Source organism: Roseateles rivi (assembly GCF_043555845.1).
GTDB lineage: Bacteria > Pseudomonadota > Gammaproteobacteria > Burkholderiales > Burkholderiaceae_C > Roseateles > Roseateles rivi.
The window spans coordinates 174,202-196,569 of record NZ_JBIGHZ010000002.1; the positions used below are offsets into that span (position 1 = coordinate 174,202).

The following is a 22,368-nucleotide window of genomic DNA, read 5'->3' on the forward strand; positions in this document are numbered from 1 at the left end:
TCGTAAAATCAATTATCCATGAGCCTCCCCACCCCCACGGCCGACGGCCGAGAAGCGGCGCTACGCGCCTGGCTGCAAACCACGCAAGCCACCCTCCCCCTGCAACTGGACAGCTTGAGCCCGCTGGGCTCAGACGCCAGCGTGCGCCGCTATTGGCGGCTGCGCTCGGCGGACGGCCGCGCCCTGGTGGCGATGGACGACCCCGCAGCCCCCAACCAGCTGCCGGCCTACCTGAGCGTGGGCCAGCGCATGGCCGCCTGCGGCCTGCACGTGCCCGAGGTGCTGGCCGCCGATGCCGCGCAAGGCTTTGCCCTGCTGGAGGACTTGGGTGACGCGCTCTTCCTGCCCGTGCTGCAAGCCGCGCAGCGTGCGGGTGAACACGACACACCGCAGCGCCTCATGCGCGGCGCCAGCGAGGCCTTGCTGCGCTGGCAAAGCCAAGGCCTGCAGCATGGCGGCCCCCTGCCCGTCTACGACGAAGCCTTTGTGCGGCGCGAGCTGCAAATCTTTGTGGACTGGTGCGTGGTGAAGGAATTCGGCCAGCAGTGGAGCGACAAGCAACAGCAGTGGTGGGAGCACAGCTGCAAAGTGTTGGTGCGCAATATGGGCGAGCAAATCCAAGTGCCCATGCACCGCGACTTCATGGTGCGCAACCTCGTGGCCTGCGCCGATGGCTCGGTGGGCGTGCTGGACTTCCAGGACGCGGTGCTGGGGCCCATCAGCTACGACATGGGCTCGCTGCTGCGCGACGCCTTCATCTCCTGGGAAGAAGACGAGGAGCTGGACTGGGCCATTCGCTACTGGGAAGGCGCGCGCCGCGCCGGGCTGTTTGGCCATGGCGAAGACGCCCACCCCATGGCGCAAGACTTCGGCCTGTTTTGGAAGGCGCTGGAGTGGACGGTGCTGCAGCGCCACCTCAAGATCATGGGCATCTTCTGCCGCGTCAAGCACCGCGACGGGCGGCTGCACTACGCCGCCGACCTGCCGCGCTTCTTTGCCTACACCATCAAGACGGCGGCCCGCTATGTGGAGCTCTCGCCGCTGCTGCGCCTGCTCGAAGCCATGCAGCCGCAGCTGGTGCAGTCGGACTTCACGCTGCGCTAGCCCGAGCCGCTCACCGCCCCCGCGCAAGCGCAGGGGCGCAGGGCAGGCTCAAGGATGGGCGGCGATGACCTGGGCCACCGCGGCCGTGAGGCGCTTGCCGTAGGGCACGTGCAGGAACTCGTTGGGGCCGTGCGCATTGCTCTTGGGGCCCAGCACGCCGCAGACCATCATCTGCGCCTTGGGGAAGCCTTTTTGCAGCATGCCCATGAGCGGGATGGTGCCGCCTTGGCCGATATAGCCCACAGGCGTGCCGAAGTGCGTCTGGCTGGCGGACTCCAGCGCCCCCGACAACCAAGGCGCGATGTCCGGCGTGTTCCACCCCGTAGCGCCATAGGCCCCGGCGCGGCCATCGGGCACAAAGCTCACACGCGCGTTGTAGGGCGCGTTGTCTTCCAGCAAGGCCTTGAGCTTGAGCGCGGCTTCATTGCCGTCGACCAGCGGCGGCAGGCGCAGCGAGAGCTTGAAGGCCGTGAAGGGCCGCAGCACATTGCCCGCGTTGCTGATGGAGGGCATGCCGTCCACACCCGTCACCGACAGCGTGGGGCGCCAGGTGCGGTTGAGCAGCACTTGCAGCGGGTCGGTGGTCACGGGCAGCACGGGGCCGCCGTCGCCGCCGCAGGCCCAGGGCATGCGCTTGTAGACCTCCTCACCGAGGATGTCGGCCGTGGTCTGCGCCTGCACCACACGCTCGGGCGGGATCTCGCAATGGAAGTCGGTGGGCAGCAGATGCCCGCTCTTGGCGTCTTCCAGCCGGTCCAGCAGCTGGCGCATGATGCGAAAGCTGCTCGGCGCCACGCCAGAGTTGTCGCCGCTGTGAATGCCCTCGGTGAGCACTTCCACCTTGAGCGTGCCGGTGACGTTGCCGCGCAGGCTGGTGGTGAGCCACAGGCGGTCGTAGTCGCCCGCGCCGGAGTCCAGGCACACCACCAGGCTGACATTGCCCAGGCGCTTGCCCAGCTGCTCGATGTAGAGCGGCAGGTCGAAGGAGCCCGATTCCTCGCAGGTCTCGATCAAGCCCACGCAGCGTGGGCGCGGGATGCCCTGGCGGTCCAGCGCCAGAATGGCCGTGAGCGCGGCGTAGACGGCATAGCCATCGTCCGCGCCGCCGCGGCCGTAGAGCTTGCCGTCCTCGTACTTGGGCGTCCAGGGGCCCAGGTCAGAGCGCCAGCCGCTGAACTCGGGCTGCTTGTCCAGGTGACCGTAGAGCAGCACGGTGTCGGTGCTGCCAGCCTTGGTGGCGGGGATTTCGAAAAAGATCACCGGCGTGCGCCCCGGCGCGCGGATGACTTCGAGCGTGAGCCCGGCGACCTTTTGCTGCTCCACCCACTGCGCGGCGCGGCGCAGCACGGTGTCGATGTGGCCGTTCTTTTCCCAGTCCGCATCGAACATGGGGCTTTTGGCGGGAATGGCGATGTAGTGCGTCAGCTCGGGGACGATGTGCTCGTCCCACATCGCTTGCGCAAACGCACCAATCTGGCTGGCTTCGTCGGGCTGCAGAGGCAGCTGGGGATCTCGGGCATTCATAAACCTACTCCTTGCGGGCCGCTCACCCGCCTGGGCTGAATTTTAGGCAGCCCCCCGCACAAGCCAGCGCGCTAGCCGTACTCAGCCGCGCTCGTCCAGCCAATGGCGCAGGTGTTGCAGCGCCTGCTCGCGCTCGGGGTCGAGGTCGTTGAAGATCTCATGAAACGCGGCTTCGAGGCAATGGGCCTGCACCAGCGAGGCCGGAGCGGCGGCGGCAAATGCCGCACTGCCCGCGGGGTTCACACAGCGATCAGCCCCGCCCCACAACAGCAGCGTAGGCAAGGTCCAGTGCGGAGCAGCCTGCAACAGCTGCGGGCCGCTGTCCGTGATGAACGCGGCCAGGGTTCCGGAGATGCGGTCATGCACCAAGGGGTCGTCCTCATAGGCCTGCACCACCTCCGAGCGCCGCGACAGCCATTGCGGCTTGAGCCCGTTGTCCACGGCCAGATGCGGCAAGATGCGGCGCCCCAGTGCCAGCATGGCTTGTTGAGCCACGCTCAGATCGGCTTGCAACGCTGGCGAGCTCAGGGCCAAGGCATCGACAGGGCGCGCCCAGGGCGCGCGCTGCAACTGCCCCAACACAAAGCGGGCCGCCACCAAAGCTCCCAGGCTGTGCCCCAGCAGCACCAGTGGGCCTTTACCCAAATGCACGTCCTGGCGCACCGAGTCCACCACCAGCGCCAAGTCCTCCAACAGGGCGTCGGCGTGGCTCAAATCGCCCCGCCCGCCGCCCGAGGCTCCATGCCCGCGTTGGTCATAGCCCACCACATGCCAACCCCACTCGTTGAGCAGCTCAGCCAGGGCCTCATAGCGCCCCACATGCTCCCCCAAACCATGCACCAACAAGACCGTGCCGCGCGCCGAAGTCAGCGCCCGACGGGCCCATTGCCGCCAATGTATGGGCAAGCCATCCAGGGTATTCAAACTACGCATGTCGCAAAGTGTAGGGGGCGCAGTATCTGCAACATGGGGCATAAGCTCGGGATCAGTCCTAGGGGAGGCTGCAATATCCGATAAGAACTGACCCTGCACGATGCCCTCTGCAGCGCACCCCCTCATATGCATGTGCATGAGAACCCACAGCCCCGCCTGCGAGTACATGCCAAGTGCAAGCACTATTGACGCAAAGCACCCCACACGTGCGCGCCACGCATGACGGCCGATACCGTGCCGTTCTAGGATGCGGACCACCCTCACACACCCACGCCCGCCGTGTCACACAGCCCGCTCACTCCCGACACCGCCGCTTTGGAACAAGCGTTGCAGGACCTGGGCCAGCAACGCTATGGCCAGCTCGACGATGCGCAAGCCCGACTCGAAGCGGCCGAAGCCGCGGCCGATGTGGAGTACTTGCGGCTGCACCGCCAGTGCTTGCAAACGCGCCTGGACGCCGCATTGGCGGCGGCTGAAAGCCTCAGCTGGATGGCGCCAGGCGCACGCGCCGCGCCGGCCCAGGCCTTGCAGCGCATTCGCACCCTGTGCGAGCTGTTCCCCGACCTCTTCAGCGCCATGCAGGCCGTGGCCGCCACCCACAGCGGCGTGCCGCGCGAGATGTTGAGCCGCGCCATCCAGCAGTTTCGCCCCGATGCTGCGGCCTACAGCGCCGAGGATTTGGCCGGGCTGTTGGTGGCCATCACCAACGGTGGCAGTCAGGCCTTTGAGGCCATCATGCGCACGCGCAAGAACGCCGAGCGCAAAGTCGGTGGCGGCTTCCCCTGGGGTGCAGCCTGAGAGGTCGGAGGACCTCACCCCCGATCGAACTTGAACACCGCCATGCTGGAGAGGAGGTTGGGGAAGGTGCGCACCTGGCGCCCGCGCTCCACGCCAAAGCTGTCGAGCACGCGCAGGCGGTTTTTGCGCGCCAGCACCTCAAAGTCGGCAAACGTGCCCACACGGATATTGGGCGTGTCGTACCACTGGTAGGGCAGCACGCGCGTCACGGGCATGCGCCCGCCCAGCACTTGCAGGCGGTTGGGCCAGTGGGCGAAGTTGGGGAAGCTCACCACGCCGATGCGCCCCACGCGCGCGGTCTCGCGCAGCATGGCTTCGGTATTGCGCAGGTGCTGCAGGGTTTCGAGCTGCAGCACCACATCAAAGCTTTGGTCTTCAAAGATGGCCAGGCCCTCTTCGAGGTTGAGCTGGATGACATTGACGCCGCGCCGCGCGCAGGCCAGCACGTTGGCGTCGTCCAACTCCACACCGTAGCCGCTGCAGTTTTTGCGGCGCTGCAAATAGGCCAGCAGTTCGCCCTGGCCGCAGCCCAAGTCCAGCACGCGCGAGCCCGCGGGCACCAGCTCGGCAATCATCTCGATCATGCTCATGCCAGCTCTCCGGCAATGCGGTTGAAGTAGGCGCCCAGCACGCCGTGGTAGCGCGGGTCATCCAGCAAAAAGGCGTCGTGGCCGTGCGGGGCGTCGATCTCGGCGTAGCTCACGTCCAGCTTGTTGTCCAGCAGCGCCTTGACGATCTCGCGCGAACGCGCGGGCGAGAAGCGCCAGTCCGTGGTGAAGCTGGCCACCAGGAATTTGCAGCGCGCCGCGGCAAAAGTGCGGCTGAGGTCGCCGCCGTGCTCACGCGCGGGGTCGAAGTAGTCCAGCGCGCGGGTGATGAGCAAGTAGGTGTTGGCGTCGAAGTACTCGCTGAACTTGTCGCCCTGGTAGCGCAGATAGCTCTCGATCTGGAACTCGATGTCCTGCGTGGAGTAGCCCAGCTCTGCCGCGCGCATCTGGCGGCCGAACTTTTGCTCCATCACATCGTCGCTGAGGTAGGTGATGTGGCCAATCATGCGCGCCACGCGCAGGCCGCGTTTGGGCACCACGCCGTGGGCGTAGAAGTGACCGTCGTGAAAGTCAGGGTCGGTGATGATGGCGCGGCGCGCCACCTCGTTGAAGGCAATGTTCTGGGCCGACAGGCTGGGGGCCGTGGCAATGGCAATGCAGTGGCGCAGGCGCTCGGGGTAGCGCAGCGCCCAGTCCAGCGCCTGCATGCCGCCCAGCGAGCCGCCCAGCACCGCCGCGAGCTGGCGTATGCCCAGGCGCTCCAGCACCAGAGCCTGCGCGTCCACCCAGTCGTGCACCGTCACCACGGGAAAGTCGGCGCCGTAAACGCGGCCGGTGTCCGGGTTGATGTGCATGGGGCCGGTGGAGCCAAAGCAGGAGCCCAGGTTGTTCACGCCGATGACGAAGAACTTGTCCGTGTCCAGCGGCTTGCCTGGGCCCACCAGGTTGTCCCACCAGCCCTCGCTCTTGTCCTGCCCCTCGTAGGTGCCCGCCACATGGTGGCTGGCATTGAGGGCGTGGCACACCAGCACGGCATTGCTTTTGTCGGCGTTGAGCGTGCCGTAGGTTTCCACCATCAGCGTGTAGTCGCGCAGGCTGGCGCCACTGCGCAGGGCCAGCGGCGCCTCAAAGTGCAGGCGCTGCGGCTGTACATGTCCGACGGATGCCATAGATCTAACCCCCAAAAAACAAAACGCCCGGCGCACGCTGCTGAAGCGGAACACCGGGCGATGGGCGGCTCATTGGAGCTGGCGGCCTCTCGGGCGTCCCTCTTTAGCTGGTTTTTTTGAGCGCCCGCAAGCCGGAACAAATCAGCGCTGTGGGCGGCATTCTAGCCGCCCGTGGCTCAGGGCAAGGTGCACAGGCAGTGCGCCAGGGCCGGCACGCGACCGGCGCTGAGCTGCGCACTTTGTGCCTGCTCGGCCAGCCAGCTCAGCTCGCGCTGCATGGGTTGCAGCGCGGCTGGCACCTGGGGCACACCGGCCTCGGTCATGGCGCTTTTCACCACCGGAGCCAGGGTGTCGCCCAGGCTGTGCAGCAGGCGCTGGAATTTATCCGGCTCGCCCTCCACATAGCGCACCACGGGCTCGCCGCTGAGCTTGGCGCGCTTGGCGGCCGCGGCAATGGCGTCGTCCAGCAGACCCAGGCGGTCCACCAGGCCACGCTCCAGCGCCTGTGCGCCGCTCCACACCCGGCCTTGGCCGACGGCGTCGATTTGCGCGGGCGTTTTCTTGCGCGCCTGGGCAGCCTTGCCGGTGAACTCGGTGTAGATGTTCTGGATGGCCGACTGCACCACCGATTCCAGGCGCGGGTCCAGCGGCCGGCGCGGGTCAAAGCCCCCGGCCAGCCAGGTGGTGGTGTAGCCGCCGGTGCGCACCGAGAGTTTGTCCATCAGCTTCTCGGCCGTGGGCAGCATGGCCACCACGCCGATGGAGCCGGTGATGGTGGAGGCCTCGGCCAGTACCTCGTCAGCGGCCATGGAAATCCAGTAGCCACCCGAAGCCGCCACGCCGCCCATGGACACCACCACGGGCTTGCCCGCTTTGCGCGCGAGCTCCAGCTCGCGGCGCACCAGCTCCGACGCAAAGGCCGAGCCGCCGGGGGAATTCACGCGCAGCACGATGGCTTTGATGTGCTCGTCCTCGCGCGCCTGGCGCACCAGCGCCGCGGTGGACTCCCCGCCCACGCGCCCAGGTGCGGCCTGGCCGTCGACGATCTCGCCCTCGGCCACGATCACGCCCACCGCATCCCCAAACGCCGGGGCCTTGGGCAGCTGGGCTTGATAGGCCATCAGACCCACTTGGCGCAGGCGCTTGTCATCGAGCGCGCCGCGCTTGAGCAGCAGTTCCTTGAGCTCGTCGGCGGTCTTGAGCCCGTCGACCAGCTTTTCCTTGAGCGCCAGTTGCGCGGGGCTGCCACCGACAGCGTTGAGGCGCTGCGGCAGCTCGTTGATATAGGCCATGAGGGCGCCGCTGGGCAGCTTGCGCGCCTGCTCCACCTCGCGCGTGTAGCGCGCCCACAGGTCATCCCACAAATAGGCTTCGGCCTCCAGCGAGGGCTTGGAGGGCGCGTTGGCCGAGTAGGTTTCGGCAAAGTTCTTGTAGCTGCCGACCTTGATGACATGCGGCGCGATACCGACACGGTCCAGCGCGTCGCGGTAGTAGGTGCGGTAGCGGCCAAAGCCCTCCAGCGCCACCATGCCCATGGGGTGCAGGTAGACCTCATCGGCCTGCGCGGCCAGGAAGTAGGCGCGCTGGTCGTATTGCTCGGCGTAGGCGATGACGCGCTTGTTGCCGGCCTTTTTGAAAGCCGCCAAGGCGCTGCTGATTTCGCGCAGCGCCGCGGGGCTGGCGCCGCTCATGCCGTCCAAATCGAGTAGCAGCTGAGCCACGTGGGGGTCTTTGCCAGCAGCTTTGAGCACCTGCAGCACATCACGCAGCTGAGTCTGGCTGCGCTCTTGGCCTTGCAGCTGGGCCAGGGCCTGGTCGCGCCCCGAGCCGGTGTACTGCTCCACCACGCTGCCCTTGATGTCCAGCACCAGGGTGCTGCGCTCTTGCAGGGGCTTGGGCCCGGAGCGGGCCATGCCCCACACCAGCGCCACGATGACCAACAGCAGCAGCAAATTCAAGATGGCACGGCGTGTGCCATCGAGCAGCCACCAGGTTTTCTTGAGCAACCACCACAGTGGCGCGAACAATTTTTTGAGCAGCACAACCCTCTCCTGTCATTGAGATGCGAGGGCCGATTGTGTCCCAGCATGGCCTGGCGCCAAGGTCAGCGCCGCTGCCGTGATTTGTGCACGCGCCTGACCTGTGACGCACGGTCTGCGCATTGCAGTTGCACCCGCCCGCGGCCGATGCTGTGTCTCACAGGCCCCGTGATGGGCCCGATGGAGACTGCCCATGTCCTCGCCCGCCTCAGAAGCGCTGGTTCCGATTCGCTTTGCCACCTGGCTGCTGTGCATTGCAGGCACAGCCGTGAGCGTGGTGTTCGTGCCTGCCAACCCCTGGCTGGCGCTGCTCACGGTCACGCTGGGCTGGCTGAGCTGGGTGGGCTGGCGCGATGTGCAGCAAACCAAACGCTCCATCCTGCGCAACTACCCGGTGATTGGGCATATGCGCTTCATGCTGGAGTTCATCCGGCCAGAGCTGCGCCAGTACTTTTTGGAAAACGACAACGAGGCCACGCCGTTTTCGCGCCAGCAGCGCTCGCTGGTCTACCAGCGCGCCAAGGGCGACCCGGACAAGCGGCCTTTTGGCACGCAGCTGGATGTGCACGCCAATGGCTATGAGTGGATCAACCACTCCATGGCGCCCACCGAGCTGCCCAGCCATGACTTTCGCGTGGTCATCGGTGCGGAGCGCGCCCAGCCCTATGCGGCCAGTGTGTTCAACATCTCGGCCATGAGCTTTGGGGCGCTCTCGGCCAATGCCATTGAGGCGCTCAACGCCGGTGCGGCGCGCGGCGGTTTTGCGCATGACACGGGCGAGGGCTCCATCAGCGCCTACCACCGCAAGCACGGCGGCGATTTGATCTGGGAGATCGGCTCGGGCTACTTTGGCTGCCGCCATGACGACGGCCGCTTCAACCCCGAGATGTTTGCCCAGCAAGCGCGCGACCCGCAGGTCAAGCTCATCGAAATCAAGCTCAGCCAGGGCGCCAAACCGGGCCACGGCGGCGTGCTGCCCGGCGCCAAGGTGACGGCCGAAATCGCCGCCACACGCGGCGTGCCCGAGGGCGAGGACTGCATCTCGCCCGCCGCGCACAGCGCCTTCACCTCGCCGCTGGAGTTGATGGACTTCATCGTGCAGCTGCGGCGGCTCTCGGGCGACAAACCCGTGGGCTTCAAGCTCTGCGTGGGTCACCCTTGGGAGTGGTTCGCCATTGTCAAAGCCATGCTGGAGCGCGATGTGGTGCCGGACTTCATCGTCGTGGACGGCGCCGAGGGCGGCACGGGCGCGGCGCCGCTGGAATTCACCAACCACGTGGGCGCGCCGCTGCAAGAAGGCTTGCGCCTGGTGCACAACACCCTGGTGGGCGCGGGGCTGCGCCAGCGCGTGAAGATTGGCTGCGCGGGCAAGGTCATCAGCGCGTTTGACATCGCGCGCATGATGGCGCTGGGCGCGGACTGGTGCAATTCCGGCCGGGCCTTTATGTTTGCGCTGGGCTGCATTCAGGCCCAGACCTGCCACACCGGCCACTGCCCCACGGGCGTGACCACCCAAGACCCGCTGCGCCAACGCGCGCTGGTGGTGCCGGACAAATCACAGCGCGTCTGGCGCTACCACCACGACACCTTGCATGCCCTGCGTGAGCTGGTGCAGGCCGCCGGGCTGCACCACCCGGGGGACATCAGCCCCTCTCACATCGTGCAGCGCGTCAGCCGCCATGAAACGCGCACCCTGGCCGGCCTGGTGCCGCGGGTGGCCGACGGCGCGCTGCTGCGCGGCGAGCGGCCGCTGCCGGTGTTTGCCTCGCACTGGGATGGGGCCGACCCAACGCGCTTCAACGCGCCTGGCGGCGTGGAGAGCAAGCCGCGTCACGGCCGCATCATCGGCATCCAGCCCGTGCCCGCGCAGGCTCAGCCCGAACACTGAGCCGCGACCCGAACTCAGGCCTGCGGCGGCAGGGTGTCGATAAAGCTCTGGCGTGCCGAGAGCTTGTCGAAGTGACGCGCCAGGTTGGGGTGCTCGGTCCGCCAGGCCACGGCCGGGAAGCGAAAGCTCAGCCAACCCAGGGCGCAGCCCACGGCAATGTCGGCCAGCGTGAAGTGGTTGCCCGTGCACCAGGCGCGCTCGCCCAGGGCTTGGTCCATGGCCTTGAGCACGGCGCTGACCTTGGCCATCTGGCGCTGCATCCAGGCCTGGCTGCGCTCGGCCTCGCTGCGGCCGGCCCAGGTTTGTTCCAGGCGCGTGGCCACGGCGGCATCCAGCAGGCCATCGGCCAGTGCTTCCCAGGTGCGCACCTCACAGCGCTCACGCCCGCGCTCAGGAATCATGCGTCCCACGGGGCTGAGGGTGTCGACGTATTCGACGATGACGCGGGAGTCAAACACCGCGCCGCCAAAGGCGTCTTGCCCGTCCATCACCAGGCAGGGCACTTTGCCCAACGGGTTGACGGCGAGGATGGCATCGCTGGCCCAAACGTCTTCCAGCAGCAGCTGGTAGTCGAGCTTTTTCTCCGCCATGACGATGCGAACCTTGCGGACATAGGGGCTGGTGAGTGAGCCAATTAGCTTCATGGCGAGACTGCGTGAGGTGAGCGCGTAAGGCGGCCGATTCTAGCGACGGCGCCCCCCGCCCCCGAGCAGCTGCCAAACCACCTCACAGACGGTGCGGCAAAGCCACAAACCACACCCCCAAACGGCGGAATCTGGCAGCACGGAGCGCACGGCACAGGGCTTTTCACAGTGCCAGCCCCATCCCCCACCCACACAATGCCCCGGCACGCACACAAGCCGCGTGCCCATAACTCACAGGCCCACAGGCCACAACGCACGATCGAGGAGGGGTTCCCATGCAAGAAATGCCCGACAGCGCCACGCAACGCCGTTTGGAGATTCGGTTTTTAGGTTCCGGCAGCGAGTACTTCCGCATCTGGATCGTCAACCTGCTGCTGACGCTGGTCACCGCTGGCTTGTACTGGCCTTTTGCCAAGGCCAGGCGGCTGCGCTACTTCTACGGCAACACCGAGGTGGACGGCCACGCCCTGGCCTTTCATGGCGACCCCTGGCGCATGTTCCGCGGCTTTTTGCTCATGGTGGCACTGGGCGGTGTGTACGCCGTGGCCAGCCATGCCACGGCTTGGAGCGGGCTGATTGCGCTGGCCGCGGCCTACGCGCTGTGGCCCGCGCTGTGGCGCTCCAGCATGCGTTTTCGCATGGGCCAGACCAGCTGGCGCGGCCTGCGCTTTCGCTTTGAGGGCGGCCTCAAAGACGCCTACCTGGCCCTGGCGCCGCTGTACCTGCCGGTGCTGGTGATGGTGGCCCTGCCCCTGGCTTTGGGCTTGGACCCCAAGACCATGGAAGAAGGCGGTGTCGACAAAGCCCTGGTCAACCAGTACCTCATCGGCACGGGCTTGTGCACGGCACTCCTGCTGCTGCTCACGCCCTGGTGCCTGAGCCTGATCAAGCGCTACCAACACCAAGGCTATGCGCTGGCGCAGGAACGCTGCGACTTCAATGTGCGCACGCGCTCCTGGTACTGGCTCAGCGCCAAAGCCCTGGGCCTGGTGCTCTTGATCATGGCGGCGGCGGGCGGCGTGTTGTTCCTGCTGGTGAGCCAGATCGGCGGCGGTGAAGCGACCAAGTTCCTCGCCGCGGCAGCCTTTATGGGCGTGTTCTATGCCCTGCTCTTCGTCGTGCTCATGCCTTTTTGGGTGGTGCGCCAACACAATCTGGTGTGGGGCGGTACCCATAGCCCGTCGCTGCAGTTCAGCAGCACCTTGCCCCTGGGCCGCTATCTGGGCCTGACGCTCAAGAACACCCTGCTGACGGTGATCACCCTGGGCTTGTACCGGCCTTTTGCGGCGGTGGCCGCAAGCCGCATGCGCCTGGAGTCGGTGAGTTTGGCGATGAGCGGCGACATCGAGACCTGGGTGACCCAGCAAAGCACCCAGCAAGACGCCGCAGCGGCGGACTTTGCCGGCGATTTCTTCGGCATCGACATGGGCTTGTAAACGCGATGGAAAGCTCTAGCCCCGCGCTGCCAGTGCAGTATTTCGACGGCAAAAGCGCGCGTGCTCAACACGCGCTGCTGCGCCTGGAGGGCCAGCAACTGCTGGTGCAATTGCCGCAGCAAGAGCTGCGCTACGCCAGTCGCGCGCTGCAGTGGCCCGAGCGCCAGCGCCATGGCCAACGCCAGCTGCTGCTGCCCGACGGCGGCGTGGTGCTGGGCGCCGATGCCCGCGCCTGGGACGACTGGGCGCAGGCCGTGGGCCGCCGCGACAGCCTGGTGGTGCGCTGGATGCAGGACTGGCGCTGGGTGGCCCTGTCCCTGCTGCTGCTGGTGGTCTTGGTGGGCGGCGGCTGGCGCTGGGGCCTGCCGCAGGCCGCGCGCGCCATTGCCGCGGTGGTGCCGGACTCGGTGCAGGCGCACATCGACAAAATCGCCATGGGCCAGCTCGAAGGCATCGTGCTCAAACCCTCCACCCTGAGCGCTGAGCGCCAGGCGCAGCTGCGCCAGCGCTTTGCCCAGCTGCTGCGCCAAGCGCAGTGGTCGGGCCCTGCCTACCGGCTGGAGTTTCGCAGCGCACCCAAGGCCGTGGGCCCCAACGCCTTTGCCCTGCCCGGGGGCACCCTGGTCATGACCGACGCGCTGGTCACCCTCATGGCCGACCAGGAGGACGGCATCCTGGGCGTGCTGGGCCACGAGCTGGGGCATGTGCAGCACCGCCACGGCATGCGCATGCTGGTGCAAGGCACGGTGGTGGGCGCTGTCACCGGGCTGTGGCTGGGGGACTTCTCGGCCCTGGCCGCGGCCGTGCCCGCGCTGCTGGCCACCAGCAGCTACTCGCGCGAAGCCGAACGCGAAGCCGACACCTATGCGCGCGATCTGCTGCGCGCCGCAGGCGTCTCCACCGAGGGCACAGCCGTGTTCTTCGAGCGCATTGCTGAGCTGCACGGGGAAGACAAGCCCGACGACGACAGCGCTCAAGAGCCCCGCCGCAAGCCCAGCCTGCCGCTGTCCATCGCCAGCCACCCGGACAGCGCCGAGCGCGTGCAATTCTTCCGCGCGCCCTGAGCAGCCTAAAATCTGCGGGTTTGCCCGGTGCGCGTGCATGCACCGCACCGGGTGCTCCATCCACCTTCCGCCACGAGCCCCGCTGCCATGTCGCTCAGCCCCCTCACCGCCCTGTCGCCCCTGGACGGCCGCTACGCCTCCAAGGTCGCTGCCCTGCGCCCCTTGCTGTCCGAGTACGGACTCATGCACCGCCGCGTGCAGGTGGAGGTGGAATGGTTCATCGCCCTCTCCGACCTCGGCCTGACGCAGTTCAAACCCCTCTCCGAGGCCGCGCGCCAACACCTGCGCGGCCTGGTCAGCGGCTTTAGCGAGGCCGATGCCGATGCCATCAAAACCATCGAGCGCACCACCAACCACGACGTCAAAGCCGTGGAGTACTGGATCAAAAAGCAATTCGACGGCCACGCCGAACTGCAGGCCGCGGGCGAGTTTGTGCACTTCGCCTGCACCAGCGAAGACATCAACAACACCAGCCACGGCCTGATGCTCAAGGCCGCGCGCGACACCGTGATGCTGCCCACCCTGGACCGCATCATCAGCACGCTGGCCACCATGGCGCAGCAGCTCGCCGCCACCCCCATGCTCAGCCGCACCCACGGCCAGACCGCCAGCCCCACCACCGTGGGCAAGGAAATCGCCAACGTCGTGGCACGCCTGCGCACCGCGCGCGAGCGCATCCACAGCGTCAAATTCCTGGCCAAGATGAACGGCGCCGTGGGCAACTACAACGCCCACCTGAGCGCCTACCCCGAGCAGGACTGGGAAGCCTTCAGCCGCACAGTCATCGAACAACAGCTGGACCTGACCCACAACCCCTACACCATCCAGATCGAGCCGCACGACTACATGGCCGAGCTGTTCGACGCCTACACCCGCGCCAACACCATCCTCATCGACTGGGCGCGCGACGTCTGGGGCTACATCAGCCTGGGCTACTTCAAACAGCGCACAGTGGCGGGCGAAATCGGCTCCTCCACCATGCCGCACAAAGTCAACCCCATCGACTTTGAAAACGCCGAAGGCAACTTCGGCCTGGCCAGCGCCGTGCTCACCCACCTGAGCCAAAAGCTGCCCATCAGCCGCTGGCAGCGCGACCTCACCGACTCCACCGTGCTGCGCAATATGGGCGTGGGCCTGGGCTACGCGCTGCTGGGCTACGAGAGCCTGCTCAAAGGCCTGTCCAAGCTCGAAGTCAACGAAGCCGCCCTGGCCGCCGACCTCGACGCCGCCTGGGAAGTGCTGGCCGAGCCCATCCAAACCGTGATGCGCGCCCACGGCCTGCCCAACCCCTACGAGCGCCTCAAGGAACTCACCCGCGGCAAAGCCATCACCCGCGAATCCATCCAAGCCTTCATCCAAGGCCTGGAACTGCCCGAAGCCGACAAGCAGCGCCTGCTGGCCCTCACCCCCGGCAGCTACACCGGCAAAGCCGAAACCCTGGCCAAAGGCATCTAAGCCCCCGCACCCCAAGGCCCCGCCATCCGGGGCCCCCACAACGCCCAGACCGGCAACGGTGCTGGGCGTTTTTGTTTGTGGATGCGGCCGCGGCGCAGCCACTTCCAAACCCTGGCGCCGCCATATCGCCCACCTTGGCCGATATTCGCCCGTTTGTTCAAAAACAGAAGCGAAACCACCCCCCACATCCGCAATTACCCACCCCCCAAAATACCCAGGCCGCAGCGGGCGTCACGGCCGAGATGAAGTGGTGTAATTAACTCAAGACTGGCAGTCTTGCCCGGAAAACCCAAGCTCAACACTCAATCCGAAAACATGCACTTGATGCAGGCCATGGGCATACTCCTTCGGGCAGCGTGTCTCGTTTCAACATTCCTACTGCTGAATGGACTCGAACCCAATGCGTCCGCATCCTCAGCGGGTGCAGCAGGTCTTGCGCTTATTTTTTGGTGTTCCCGACGCTCGTATTTGCGGAGCTACTGGTGCTCCCCTGCTGGGTCGCGCTGGTCACCCCCAATTTCCGCCAAAAAATCCGTATTCAAGACGGCCGGATAATCATTTGGATTCTGAACGGCACATTTTCAGCCCTTATGTTCGCCTCGGTTTTGGTGTTTTTATATCTATGAATTTTCGACACCAGCGGGAGGGGTTGTTGCTGGGGCAGTGGCCGTGCCAGCAACAATCACCGTTTACCACTGCGTTAACCAATTGGCAGATCAAACACTTTGGATTGGATTTTCACATGTCCAAATGAGCGAAGTTTATGCACTGACCAGCGACGAAACGTCCAATGTCTCGGATGGTGCGGCGCCTGTACTGGCAGCTGTTTTCTTCAAGGGGTTTGGCGCTAGAGCAATTGCAACGCTTGTTACTTGGGCATTTCTCAATCTATTGCACAAGTAACAAGACAAAAAAGCCCCTGGGGCACCCAGATCCATCTACCCTTGGCCATCCCCTGTACTTCCAACCGGTTCAGCTCAACCCACCAGCCCAGGAGGAAAGGTTTGAATTGAGTCGATGGAAGCGTATCGGCACGTTACGCTTGTCAATGGATGGTGGTCTCATTTCATCATATTTCCATGAAAAATTCTTTTTCAAAACCATGACAAAGCATGGCGCATCTGGTAAAAAAATAATCCAGCCGAAATCGATATTGATATTGACAACATCCATGCTGTCAATATATTTATGGCATACAAAATTGGGGCAAGGCACATTGACCGGCGACTATTTACACAAAAGCCCCAGATATTTTGCCTGCTATAACAAGTACACCCCTCAACGCGGGATATCAGCCAGCGAAAAATCGGTTATTGACAGCGCCTTGGCAAAACGGGGACATGTCGCCTATATTGGATGGAGAAAAATAAATTCAAAAACACTTAGATATGACGGCGTAATTGACAAGGCCGCCGCCAACGAGCTTGCCGAAATCTCAAAAAATGGCGGCGTTGAGAAAATTGAATTCAACAGCAGCGGTGGCTTATCTTCGGCCGGGATGGATATTGGAATGCTTATCGCAAAAAACAAATATCACATCTCGATAAAAGGCTATTGCATATCCGCCTGCGCGAACTATATTTTTCCATCAGGATCCAAGCGGGAGATTTACGGAATTATTGCATATCATGGCGGCATTGAAGCAAATCTCTCACTCGGCCATCTGCACTACCTTAAAATCCTTGGCCCAATTAACTACATTTACGCAATTTGGCTAAATAACAAATCCAAACAATTGGCAAAATTGGCGCCAATCCCTATAGATATCATCAAAAAAACATCACCACCAGGACGTGGAGTTTCTTCAGATATAGAATTTGAGGCTTACATCCCCAGCAAGGAAGAAATTATAGCTAGTGGGATGGATTTTTCCGGAGAGATCGACTTGAATTACATGCATGCATTTAATTCAGATGCCTCAACTCGCCCAGGCAAACCAAAAGTATTGTCCACGGCAAAAATTGACAAAAATCTTGCCATGTGCTGGGAAAATCGCATTCAATAACAATTCCTTCGCCCCCTGGCTGGCGTGATGCATAAATATTCACATACCTTCCAGCGCCACATTTGACTCCCATCCTCCAATCCGAAGCCCACGAATGCACCCTGATCTGCTTACCCAAAGAGGTCGACTGCCACGGGCATCTGGTTGGCTTGACTGATTTGGGGGCGCGGTCTCTGCAAGTTAGCCACGTAGCCAACTTCAAGAATACAACCGAAATACCTATCCGTGACCCCTACTCAAACTCTGTTGGCGTGGCTTAGGGTCAATAATCCAGCAAAATAGTCACAGCATCCCAGCTGCATAAATCTCTGCAGACCCTTGAGCAAACCCAGCCGAATATGCCCGTTATGATTCTGAACTCCGACTTTATCCATGACCAAAGAATCATTCGGGAATTGACTTTAGAGTCCCTGCTAGCAGTCAGGCAGGGGCATCAAGTTCCAACCGGTTCAACTCACCCCTCCAGCCCGGGAGGAGGGGTTTGAATTGGATCAATGGAAGCGTGTCGGCGCGTTCCGATATGGAAAATATTAATGGCCAATAAATACAGAGAGAACAACCATGATTGAATTAACAACAGACCAACTCAACGGGATATCAGGCGGAGTACCTCAAGCAGTTGTAGTTGGCGTTATATATATCGTATACAAAGTTAGCACCAAGTGATAAGCATGCAAGCCGAAATTTATAAAGCATTTCAAATTGGATTTAAATTTGGATCAATTACCGCAATAATCGCTTGCGCCATTGTCATTATTTTTAACTGGAACTAAATGAGACCGCTGCACAACCCACTTTCGCTCAAGGCTGAGCTGGCACCCTCAGCTCAAATTCCATATTGCGAAACAAAACCCGCGTTTCGGATCCGCTTTGCAGCTTCCTCATCGCCTTGAGCAGGTTCAACCCCAGCGCCGCCCACGCCATCTGCGCTTGTGTCTTGGCCACCCCAAAGTACCGCGCTCGGCTCATGTGGAACCTTCTCTTCAGCGTCCCAAAGCCTTGCTCAACCTTGTAGCGCAGCGTGGCGATGGCCCTGTTCATCTGCGTTTGCAGCCGGTGTACCAGCTGGCCTCGGCTGCCCTTGAACTGGATCAGGTCGCCAATGCCTTTGCTTTGCAGGTACGCCCGGTTGGCCGCACTGGCGTAGCCCTTGTCGGCCAACACGCCTTCGGGCTGGATGCCTTGCTCGATGAGCGCGTCCACCAGGCCCGGCAGCTTGTTCACCTCGGCCTGGTTGGCCGGGTGCACTTCGACGTGTTCGATGTAGCCGTCCTCCGTGTCCACCGCGCTGTAGCCGCGGTAGCCAAAGAACGCATCTGTGCCCCTTCTTGACCCAGCGGGCTCCTGCTGCGTGTCCGACAGCCCGTGCCACTGGCCCAGCAGCATCAGCTTGAACATCGCCAGCGGCGCATAGGGCTCAGGCCCTCCGCCGTGCGTCGCCTCGCGCTTGTACAGCCCCTTGAGCTTGTGCGCGATCTCCTCCCAATCCAGCAGCTCGTGCAACTTCATCGTCGGCGAGTTCTGCACCAGGGGCTTGGCGCCCATCAGAAGGAAGCTGCCCATGCGCCCATTGCATCCCATTCAGCTCGACAGCGCATTGTGGGAGTTATGCAGTGGTCTCGATGCAGGTTCGCCCGTGTTGAATCGGCCTTGATTTATGCAGAGGGCCCTTAGGATCCGCTGTCGTGAGTTGGCGAAGAATACGGAGCAGTTACAAATGCCATATTCGCTGTTCGACCTGTGGACGGTCCGCCGCCAATTGGATGGGGTGAGGCAGGGGCGCACAGGGAAAGTGGAAATGGGGCAAATTTTGCTGCAAATGAAACAACGCACTTGACCAACAAATCGCCTCAGAGGACGTCGCGCCTGCCTGAGGGTGGTTATTGCAGAGGCGCTCAGCATATAGCAGGGAGACAAATCAAATGCCCATAGAAATTATATCTTGCATTAACCGCATTAAAAAATTTTACACCATCACAAATTTGGCTGTCTTTTTGTCGCTGCTGTCGCCATTCATTGTCAATTCTGCTGAAATTGTAGTCGCTGGCGATAAAATTCTTGTCACCGGCGAGATAGCCTCAGGTGATGGGGATGTATTTTTGGATCGAATAGAGGATGATACGAAAGTACTGGAAATTAATAGCCAAGGCGGAGATGCGCTTGCAGGTATGCAAATAGCCAGAGCAGTGATGACGCGCAACCTGTCATTACGCGTGGTTGATTTTTGTGCTTCAGCATGTGCCAGTCTAATTTTGCCCGCATCGAAGGAAATATATGTCAAAGATGGTTCTATAATTGCCATTCATGCGGGCGAAGTGGGGCTCTGGCGCGCCGCCATAAATTCAAACTCCTTGCCGAAGTCAGTTACAGATCAACTATCAATGATCGAGTATTTGTTTGAATTCGAAAAGTCACTAAATAAACACAAATTCTTCAAAAGGCAGGATGAAATTACAGGAGTCAAAAATGCCGATATCACCGTTAAAATAGAGCCTGATCGGCGAATAACAATATCAGGAAAAAATATAAAATACAGGAGGTACGAATATTGGACCCCAAGCCACGAGGAGTTAATTGATTTGGGGATTAATGTGTCACCATGGTGAGGCCAAATATAATTTACGCGTGCACAAAATTATGGAGATGGCCTTGGGAAATTTCTTACTAGTTGAGGAGTGGTGCCCCCAGCCCCGAGTGGAACTCAGAGCCACATAAATATTCCTACCCAATGAATATCAATATTATTTATCAATCGACTGCATCCGAGTGTACTTTGGCGTGTTTGGCTATGGTTTCCGGATACCATGGTTGCTTGATTGAGGTTGGAAACCTACGTGCCCGGTTTCCTCAAAGCGGTAAGGCGCCAATCTCAAGCAGTTGATGGGGTATGCGGCGGCGCTGGGTCTGAGTGGGCGGCCGCTGCGGCTGGAGCTGGAGGATTTGCCCAAGCTGGCGCGGCCTTGTGTGCTGCACTGGGACATGAACCACTTTGTGGTGCTCAAAAAGGTGCACACCTCCTGGCGTGGGGTGGTGCTGTACCTGGGCGCCCAGCTGGTGATGAACACCTCCACAGGCGGCGACCTCTTCACCATCGGCATGCTCATGGCCTTCTTGTCCTACAAGGGCCAGTTCACCGGGCGGGTGACGGCACTGATCAACTTCGTGGCCGAGTTCAAGATGCTCTCGCTGCACGCCGAGCGGTTGGCGGACATCGTGCTCACCGCACCAGAGAAGGAAGAGGTGCCGGAGCACGAGCTGGCCCACCTGGCCCCCAGCATTGAGCTGCGCGGGGTGAGCTTTCGCTACGGCGAGGGGGAGCCCTGGATTTTGCGCAACGCCAACCTGCACATTGCGGCGGGTGAAAACGTGGCCATCACCGGTCCCAGCGGCGCGGGCAAGACCACGCTGCTGAAGATTGCCCTGGGCCTGCTGCTGGCCCGCGCCCCCCACAAACACAGGGCCCCGCCCTACCAGTTCTGGCAGGTCACAAGGCGGTGGGTTTGGCGCACAGTCAGGCAAACTGGGCTGTGGCGCCGTCAGCCCCGAGAGCGGTTTTGCGGGCATTTGCTGCGGCTGTGTTGAATCGACTCTGGGCCTGCCTGTGGTGAAACTGAACAGCTCTCAACAAAAGATTGCGGCGTCTCTCGATCTTGCTTTGCAAGCAGCCGGTTCCCCGGAATTTGCGCAAAAGCTGCAGCGTTACTTTGCGGACCAGATTGTGTCCGCCGGGGTGCCCAACCAAGGGGTTGTGGACCTGGTTGCGGCGGCGCATGCCAGTTTTGGCGGCGCCAGTGTGGAGGATTGGCTGGCGGTGGCTGATGTGTTTGCCCAGCGCAATGAGTTTCACGAGCACATGATTTTGGCCTCGGCCATCGTCTCCAAGGTGGTGCGCAAGATCAAAGACGAGGGCCAGTTGCTGCTGGTGTTCGAGCGCTGGCTGGGTACTTCGGTGAACAACTGGGCGCAGTGCGATGACATGTGCATCAAGCCCATCTACCTGTACCTGAAGCGCCGGCCGCATTTGCTGGCCGAGGTGGTGGGTTGGGGCAAGTCCGACAAGCCTTGGGTGAAGCGGGCTTCGAATGTGGCTTTGGTGAAGTTTGTGGGGCGCAGCGAGGCGGCTGATTTGAATTTGGTGCTGGCCAACTGCCAGCGCCTGCTGCGCGATGAAGACGTTTACGTGCAAAAAGGCATTGGCTGGGTGTTGAAGGTGGCGGCGCAGTACCAGCCCGAGCCGGTGTTGGCCTTTTTGCGCCAGCACCTGGCGGAGATTGAGCGCTCGACCCTGCGCTATGCGCTGGAGAAGATGCCTGAGGGCTTGCGCCGGGAAATCATGCGCGCTGAGGTCTGAGCCGGTGCGGGTTGGCGCCGTGGGGCCGCAGCGATGTTCTAGGAAGCGACCTGGGAGGGCGGCGTCATGGAAGAGTTCTTGGGCATGCTGTTTCCGCTGACATACCTTGTGCTGTTGGCGGCCGAAAAACTATTCCCGGCGCGAGCGCTGGAGCCCATCAAACACTGGCGCCTCAAGGGCTTTGTCTTTTTCCTGCTGGGCGGCGCGATTGTGAATTCCCTGCCGCTGCTGTGGCGGGATTGGGTGGCCCAGCACCGGCTGATTGACCTGAGCGCGTGGGGCACGGCCGGCGGCGCGGTGGTGGCGATTGTGCTGAGCAATCTGCTGGACTGGTGCCGCCACCGGCTGCAGCATGCCGTGCCGTGGCTGTGGCGCTTTCACCAGATGCACCACAGCGCCGAGCGCCTGGATGTCTCGACCGCCTTCTATTTCCACCCCATTGACACCATAGGCTACACCGTCGTGGCGACGTTTTTGTCAGCCTACCTCCTGGGGGTGACTGCCGAGGCGGCCATCCTGACGGGGTATTTCCTGTTTGCCTCGACCATCTTCACCCACGCCAATATCCGCACGCCGCATTGGTTGGGCTATATCGTGGCGCGGCCGGAATCGCACGCGGTGCACCACCAGCGCGGCATTCACCGCTACAACTATTCCAGCCTGCCGCTGTGGGACATGGCGTTTGGCTGCTTCAAAAACCCCCGGACCTGGAACGAGAAAAGCGGCTTTTGGCTGGGCGCCTCCAGCCGGCTGGGGGATTTGCTGCTGGGGCGCGATGTGACGCGCCCGCCAGCCACGCCGGACGACACCGCCACCGAAGGGCTGCCGCCGGTGGCTCAGGAGCCCGGGCGGCCCTGAGTGCGCGGGTGCTGGCGCTCAAACAGCTGCGAGGGCCCATCGGGGTGGGCCTCGGTTTGCTGCTGGCCCAGGTCGACAAAGCCCAGGTCCAGCAGCAGGCGCTGTGAGGTGTGGTTCTCGGGCTTGGTGGTGGCCAGCAGGCGGGGCAATTGCAGCACGGTGTCAGCGTGCTGCACGCAGGCGCGGGCGGCTTCGCGCGCATAACCCTGGCCCCAGTGCTGGCGCAGCAGCGCATAGCCCAGGTCGGGGCAGGGCAAGCCCTCGCGGTGGATGATGCCGCACAGGCCCAGCACGGCGCCGTCGGCCAGGCGCTGCACGGCCCAAAAGCCGTAGCCCGGCCGCGAATAGGTGCTGCGCAGCCGCTCGGCAATGAAGCGGGCCGCTTGCTCGGGCGTGCGCACCAGGGCGTCGCGGATATTGCCCACATAGGCGGGCTCGTTGAGCATCTGGCACACCATGGCAGCGTCTGCCGCATCGAATTCGCGCAGCAGCAAACGCGCCGTGCGCAGCACCTCTGTGTTCATGGCCGATCCGCCTTTTTGTTTGAGCTTC

Annotated in this window: 21 protein-coding genes, 1 pseudogene and 1 riboswitch; of the genes and pseudogenes, 14 read left to right on the forward strand and 8 right to left on the reverse strand. The window is 62.8% G+C overall.

Annotated elements, in window-relative coordinates; genetic code table 11:
• Positions 1-18: 18 nt before the first annotated feature.
• Positions 19-1,104, forward strand: a complete 1,086-nt coding sequence (locus ACG0Z6_RS04835) for an aminoglycoside phosphotransferase family protein (RefSeq protein ID WP_394459010.1) — start codon at positions 19-21, stop codon at positions 1,102-1,104.
• 48 nt (positions 1,105-1,152) lie between these two features.
• Here the strand turns inward: ACG0Z6_RS04835 and ACG0Z6_RS04840 are convergent, their stop codons facing one another.
• Positions 1,153-2,628 (reverse strand): M20 family metallopeptidase, encoded by a 1,476-nt coding sequence (locus ACG0Z6_RS04840; RefSeq protein ID WP_394459012.1) that lies wholly within the window; start codon positions 2,626-2,628, stop codon positions 1,153-1,155.
• An 81-nt stretch (positions 2,629-2,709) separates the two neighbouring features.
• Positions 2,710-3,561 (reverse strand): alpha/beta fold hydrolase, encoded by an 852-nt coding sequence (locus tag ACG0Z6_RS04845; protein WP_394459014.1) that lies wholly within the window; start codon positions 3,559-3,561, stop codon positions 2,710-2,712.
• A 279-nt stretch (positions 3,562-3,840) separates the two neighbouring features.
• Here ACG0Z6_RS04845 and ACG0Z6_RS04850 point away from each other — a divergent pair, with 279 nt between their 5' ends.
• Positions 3,841-4,359 (forward strand): hypothetical protein, encoded by a 519-nt coding sequence (locus ACG0Z6_RS04850; RefSeq protein WP_394459016.1) that lies wholly within the window; start codon positions 3,841-3,843, stop codon positions 4,357-4,359.
• 14 nt (positions 4,360-4,373) lie between these two features.
• On the opposite strand, the gene metW is transcribed toward ACG0Z6_RS04850, so the two are convergent.
• The 3 genes from metW to sppA form a co-directional block, all read right to left on the reverse strand.
• Positions 4,374-4,949 carry a methionine biosynthesis protein MetW gene (metW, locus tag ACG0Z6_RS04855; RefSeq protein WP_394459019.1) on the reverse strand — a complete coding sequence of 192 codons (576 nt, stop codon included), beginning with the start codon at positions 4,947-4,949 and terminating at the stop codon, positions 4,374-4,376.
• Positions 4,946-6,076, reverse strand: coding sequence for a homoserine O-succinyltransferase MetX (gene metX / locus ACG0Z6_RS04860; RefSeq protein WP_394459021.1), 1,131 nt, complete (start codon positions 6,074-6,076; stop codon positions 4,946-4,948). The genes metW and metX overlap by 4 nt, the downstream gene beginning before the upstream one ends.
• 82 nt (positions 6,077-6,158) lie before the next feature.
• Positions 6,159-6,234, reverse strand: a riboswitch (SAM riboswitch).
• An 18-nt stretch (positions 6,235-6,252) separates the two neighbouring features.
• On the reverse strand, positions 6,253-8,118 hold the full coding sequence (gene sppA, locus ACG0Z6_RS04865) for a signal peptide peptidase SppA (protein WP_394459023.1): 1,866 nt from the start codon (positions 8,116-8,118) through the stop codon (positions 6,253-6,255).
• A 190-nt stretch (positions 8,119-8,308) separates the two neighbouring features.
• Here sppA and ACG0Z6_RS04870 point away from each other — a divergent pair, with 190 nt between their 5' ends.
• The gene (locus tag ACG0Z6_RS04870) at positions 8,309-10,003 is read left to right on the forward strand and encodes an FMN-binding glutamate synthase family protein (protein WP_394459025.1); all 1,695 of its coding nucleotides are present in this window, start codon (positions 8,309-8,311) and stop codon (positions 10,001-10,003) included.
• A 14-nt stretch (positions 10,004-10,017) separates the two neighbouring features.
• Here the strand turns inward: ACG0Z6_RS04870 and ACG0Z6_RS04875 are convergent, their stop codons facing one another.
• Positions 10,018-10,647 carry a glutathione S-transferase family protein gene (locus ACG0Z6_RS04875; protein WP_394459028.1) on the reverse strand — a complete coding sequence of 210 codons (630 nt, stop codon included), beginning with the start codon at positions 10,645-10,647 and terminating at the stop codon, positions 10,018-10,020.
• Positions 10,648-10,922: 275 nt separating this feature from the next.
• Here ACG0Z6_RS04875 and ACG0Z6_RS04880 point away from each other — a divergent pair, with 275 nt between their 5' ends.
• The 5 genes from ACG0Z6_RS04880 to ACG0Z6_RS04900 all read left to right on the forward strand — a co-directional run bounded on the left by ACG0Z6_RS04880 (position 10,923) and on the right by ACG0Z6_RS04900 (position 16,607).
• On the forward strand, positions 10,923-12,083 hold the full coding sequence (locus ACG0Z6_RS04880) for a YjgN family protein (protein WP_394459030.1): 1,161 nt from the start codon (positions 10,923-10,925) through the stop codon (positions 12,081-12,083).
• Positions 12,084-12,088: 5 nt separating this feature from the next.
• Entirely contained in the window at positions 12,089-13,147 is a 1,059-nt protein-coding gene (locus ACG0Z6_RS04885) for a M48 family metallopeptidase (protein ID WP_394459032.1), read from the forward strand.
• Between the two features lie 87 nt (positions 13,148-13,234).
• Positions 13,235-14,602: an adenylosuccinate lyase gene (gene purB / locus ACG0Z6_RS04890; RefSeq protein WP_394459034.1), complete on the forward strand. Its 1,368-nt coding sequence runs from the start codon at positions 13,235-13,237 to the stop codon at positions 14,600-14,602.
• A gap of 385 nt (positions 14,603-14,987) precedes the next feature.
• On the forward strand, positions 14,988-15,356 hold the full coding sequence (locus ACG0Z6_RS04895; protein ID WP_394459036.1) for a hypothetical protein: 369 nt from the start codon (positions 14,988-14,990) through the stop codon (positions 15,354-15,356).
• A 36-nt stretch (positions 15,357-15,392) separates the two neighbouring features.
• Positions 15,393-16,607 carry a hypothetical protein gene (locus ACG0Z6_RS04900; protein ID WP_394459038.1) on the forward strand — a complete coding sequence of 405 codons (1,215 nt, stop codon included), beginning with the start codon at positions 15,393-15,395 and terminating at the stop codon, positions 16,605-16,607.
• Between the two features lie 801 nt (positions 16,608-17,408).
• Here ACG0Z6_RS04900 and ACG0Z6_RS04905 read toward each other — a convergent pair.
• The gene (locus tag ACG0Z6_RS04905; RefSeq protein ID WP_394459040.1) at positions 17,409-18,170 is read right to left on the reverse strand and encodes a transposase; all 762 of its coding nucleotides are present in this window, start codon (positions 18,168-18,170) and stop codon (positions 17,409-17,411) included.
• Positions 18,171-18,529: 359 nt separating this feature from the next.
• Here ACG0Z6_RS04905 and ACG0Z6_RS04910 point away from each other — a divergent pair, with 359 nt between their 5' ends.
• The 6 genes and pseudogenes from ACG0Z6_RS04910 (at position 18,530) to ACG0Z6_RS04935 (ending at position 21,816) form a co-directional block, all read left to right on the forward strand.
• Entirely contained in the window at positions 18,530-19,213 is a 684-nt protein-coding gene (locus tag ACG0Z6_RS04910) for a hypothetical protein (RefSeq protein WP_394459042.1), read from the forward strand.
• A 122-nt stretch (positions 19,214-19,335) separates the two neighbouring features.
• Positions 19,336-19,488, forward strand: a complete 153-nt coding sequence (locus ACG0Z6_RS04915; protein WP_394459044.1) for a cysteine peptidase family C39 domain-containing protein — start codon at positions 19,336-19,338, stop codon at positions 19,486-19,488.
• A pseudogene (locus ACG0Z6_RS04920) lies at positions 19,479-19,607 on the forward strand (cysteine peptidase family C39 domain-containing protein); the annotation flags it as partial. The gene ACG0Z6_RS04915 and the pseudogene ACG0Z6_RS04920, both read left to right, overlap by 10 nt.
• Positions 19,608-19,784: 177 nt before the next feature.
• Positions 19,785-20,189 (forward strand): ATP-binding cassette domain-containing protein, encoded by a 405-nt coding sequence (locus ACG0Z6_RS04925; protein WP_394459982.1) that lies wholly within the window; start codon positions 19,785-19,787, stop codon positions 20,187-20,189.
• 22 nt (positions 20,190-20,211) lie between these two features.
• A complete protein-coding gene (locus ACG0Z6_RS04930; protein WP_394459046.1) occupies positions 20,212-20,958 on the forward strand; it encodes a DNA alkylation repair protein in 747 nt (248 codons plus the stop codon).
• Positions 20,959-21,024: 66 nt separating this feature from the next.
• Positions 21,025-21,816: a sterol desaturase family protein gene (locus tag ACG0Z6_RS04935; protein WP_394459048.1), complete on the forward strand. Its 792-nt coding sequence runs from the start codon at positions 21,025-21,027 to the stop codon at positions 21,814-21,816.
• Here ACG0Z6_RS04935 and ACG0Z6_RS04940 read toward each other — a convergent pair.
• Positions 21,795-22,340: a GNAT family N-acetyltransferase gene (locus ACG0Z6_RS04940; RefSeq protein ID WP_394459050.1), complete on the reverse strand. Its 546-nt coding sequence runs from the start codon at positions 22,338-22,340 to the stop codon at positions 21,795-21,797. The two genes, ACG0Z6_RS04935 and ACG0Z6_RS04940, sit on opposite strands and share 22 nt — an antisense overlap.
• Positions 22,341-22,368: the final 28 nt, after the last annotated feature.

Excerpts from the sequence above, each read along its gene's own strand:
- ACG0Z6_RS04835 (WP_394459010.1), top strand. The coding sequence starts at position 19 with ATGAGCCTCCCCACCCCCACGGCCGACGGCCGAGAAGCGGCGCTACGC.
- ACG0Z6_RS04840 (WP_394459012.1), bottom strand. The coding sequence starts at position 2,628 with ATGAATGCCCGAGATCCCCAGCTGCCTCTGCAGCCCGACGAAGCCAGC.
- ACG0Z6_RS04845 (WP_394459014.1), bottom strand. The coding sequence starts at position 3,561 with ATGCGTAGTTTGAATACCCTGGATGGCTTGCCCATACATTGGCGGCAA.
- metW (WP_394459019.1), bottom strand. The coding sequence starts at position 4,949 with ATGAGCATGATCGAGATGATTGCCGAGCTGGTGCCCGCGGGCTCGCGC.
- metX (WP_394459021.1), bottom strand. The coding sequence starts at position 6,076 with ATGGCATCCGTCGGACATGTACAGCCGCAGCGCCTGCACTTTGAGGCG.
- ACG0Z6_RS04870 (WP_394459025.1), top strand. The coding sequence starts at position 8,309 with ATGTCCTCGCCCGCCTCAGAAGCGCTGGTTCCGATTCGCTTTGCCACC.
- ACG0Z6_RS04875 (WP_394459028.1), bottom strand. The coding sequence starts at position 10,647 with ATGAAGCTAATTGGCTCACTCACCAGCCCCTATGTCCGCAAGGTTCGC.
- ACG0Z6_RS04880 (WP_394459030.1), top strand. The coding sequence starts at position 10,923 with ATGCAAGAAATGCCCGACAGCGCCACGCAACGCCGTTTGGAGATTCGG.
- ACG0Z6_RS04885 (WP_394459032.1), top strand. The coding sequence starts at position 12,089 with ATGGAAAGCTCTAGCCCCGCGCTGCCAGTGCAGTATTTCGACGGCAAA.
- purB (WP_394459034.1), top strand. The coding sequence starts at position 13,235 with ATGTCGCTCAGCCCCCTCACCGCCCTGTCGCCCCTGGACGGCCGCTAC.
- ACG0Z6_RS04895 (WP_394459036.1), top strand. The coding sequence starts at position 14,988 with ATGGACTCGAACCCAATGCGTCCGCATCCTCAGCGGGTGCAGCAGGTC.
- ACG0Z6_RS04900 (WP_394459038.1), top strand. The coding sequence starts at position 15,393 with ATGTCTCGGATGGTGCGGCGCCTGTACTGGCAGCTGTTTTCTTCAAGG.
- ACG0Z6_RS04905 (WP_394459040.1), bottom strand. The coding sequence starts at position 18,170 with ATGGGCAGCTTCCTTCTGATGGGCGCCAAGCCCCTGGTGCAGAACTCG.
- ACG0Z6_RS04910 (WP_394459042.1), top strand. The coding sequence starts at position 18,530 with ATGCCCATAGAAATTATATCTTGCATTAACCGCATTAAAAAATTTTAC.
- ACG0Z6_RS04915 (WP_394459044.1), top strand. The coding sequence starts at position 19,336 with ATGAATATCAATATTATTTATCAATCGACTGCATCCGAGTGTACTTTG.
- ACG0Z6_RS04925 (WP_394459982.1), top strand. The coding sequence starts at position 19,785 with ATGCTCTCGCTGCACGCCGAGCGGTTGGCGGACATCGTGCTCACCGCA.
- ACG0Z6_RS04935 (WP_394459048.1), top strand. The coding sequence starts at position 21,025 with ATGGAAGAGTTCTTGGGCATGCTGTTTCCGCTGACATACCTTGTGCTG.
- ACG0Z6_RS04940 (WP_394459050.1), bottom strand. The coding sequence starts at position 22,340 with ATGAACACAGAGGTGCTGCGCACGGCGCGTTTGCTGCTGCGCGAATTC.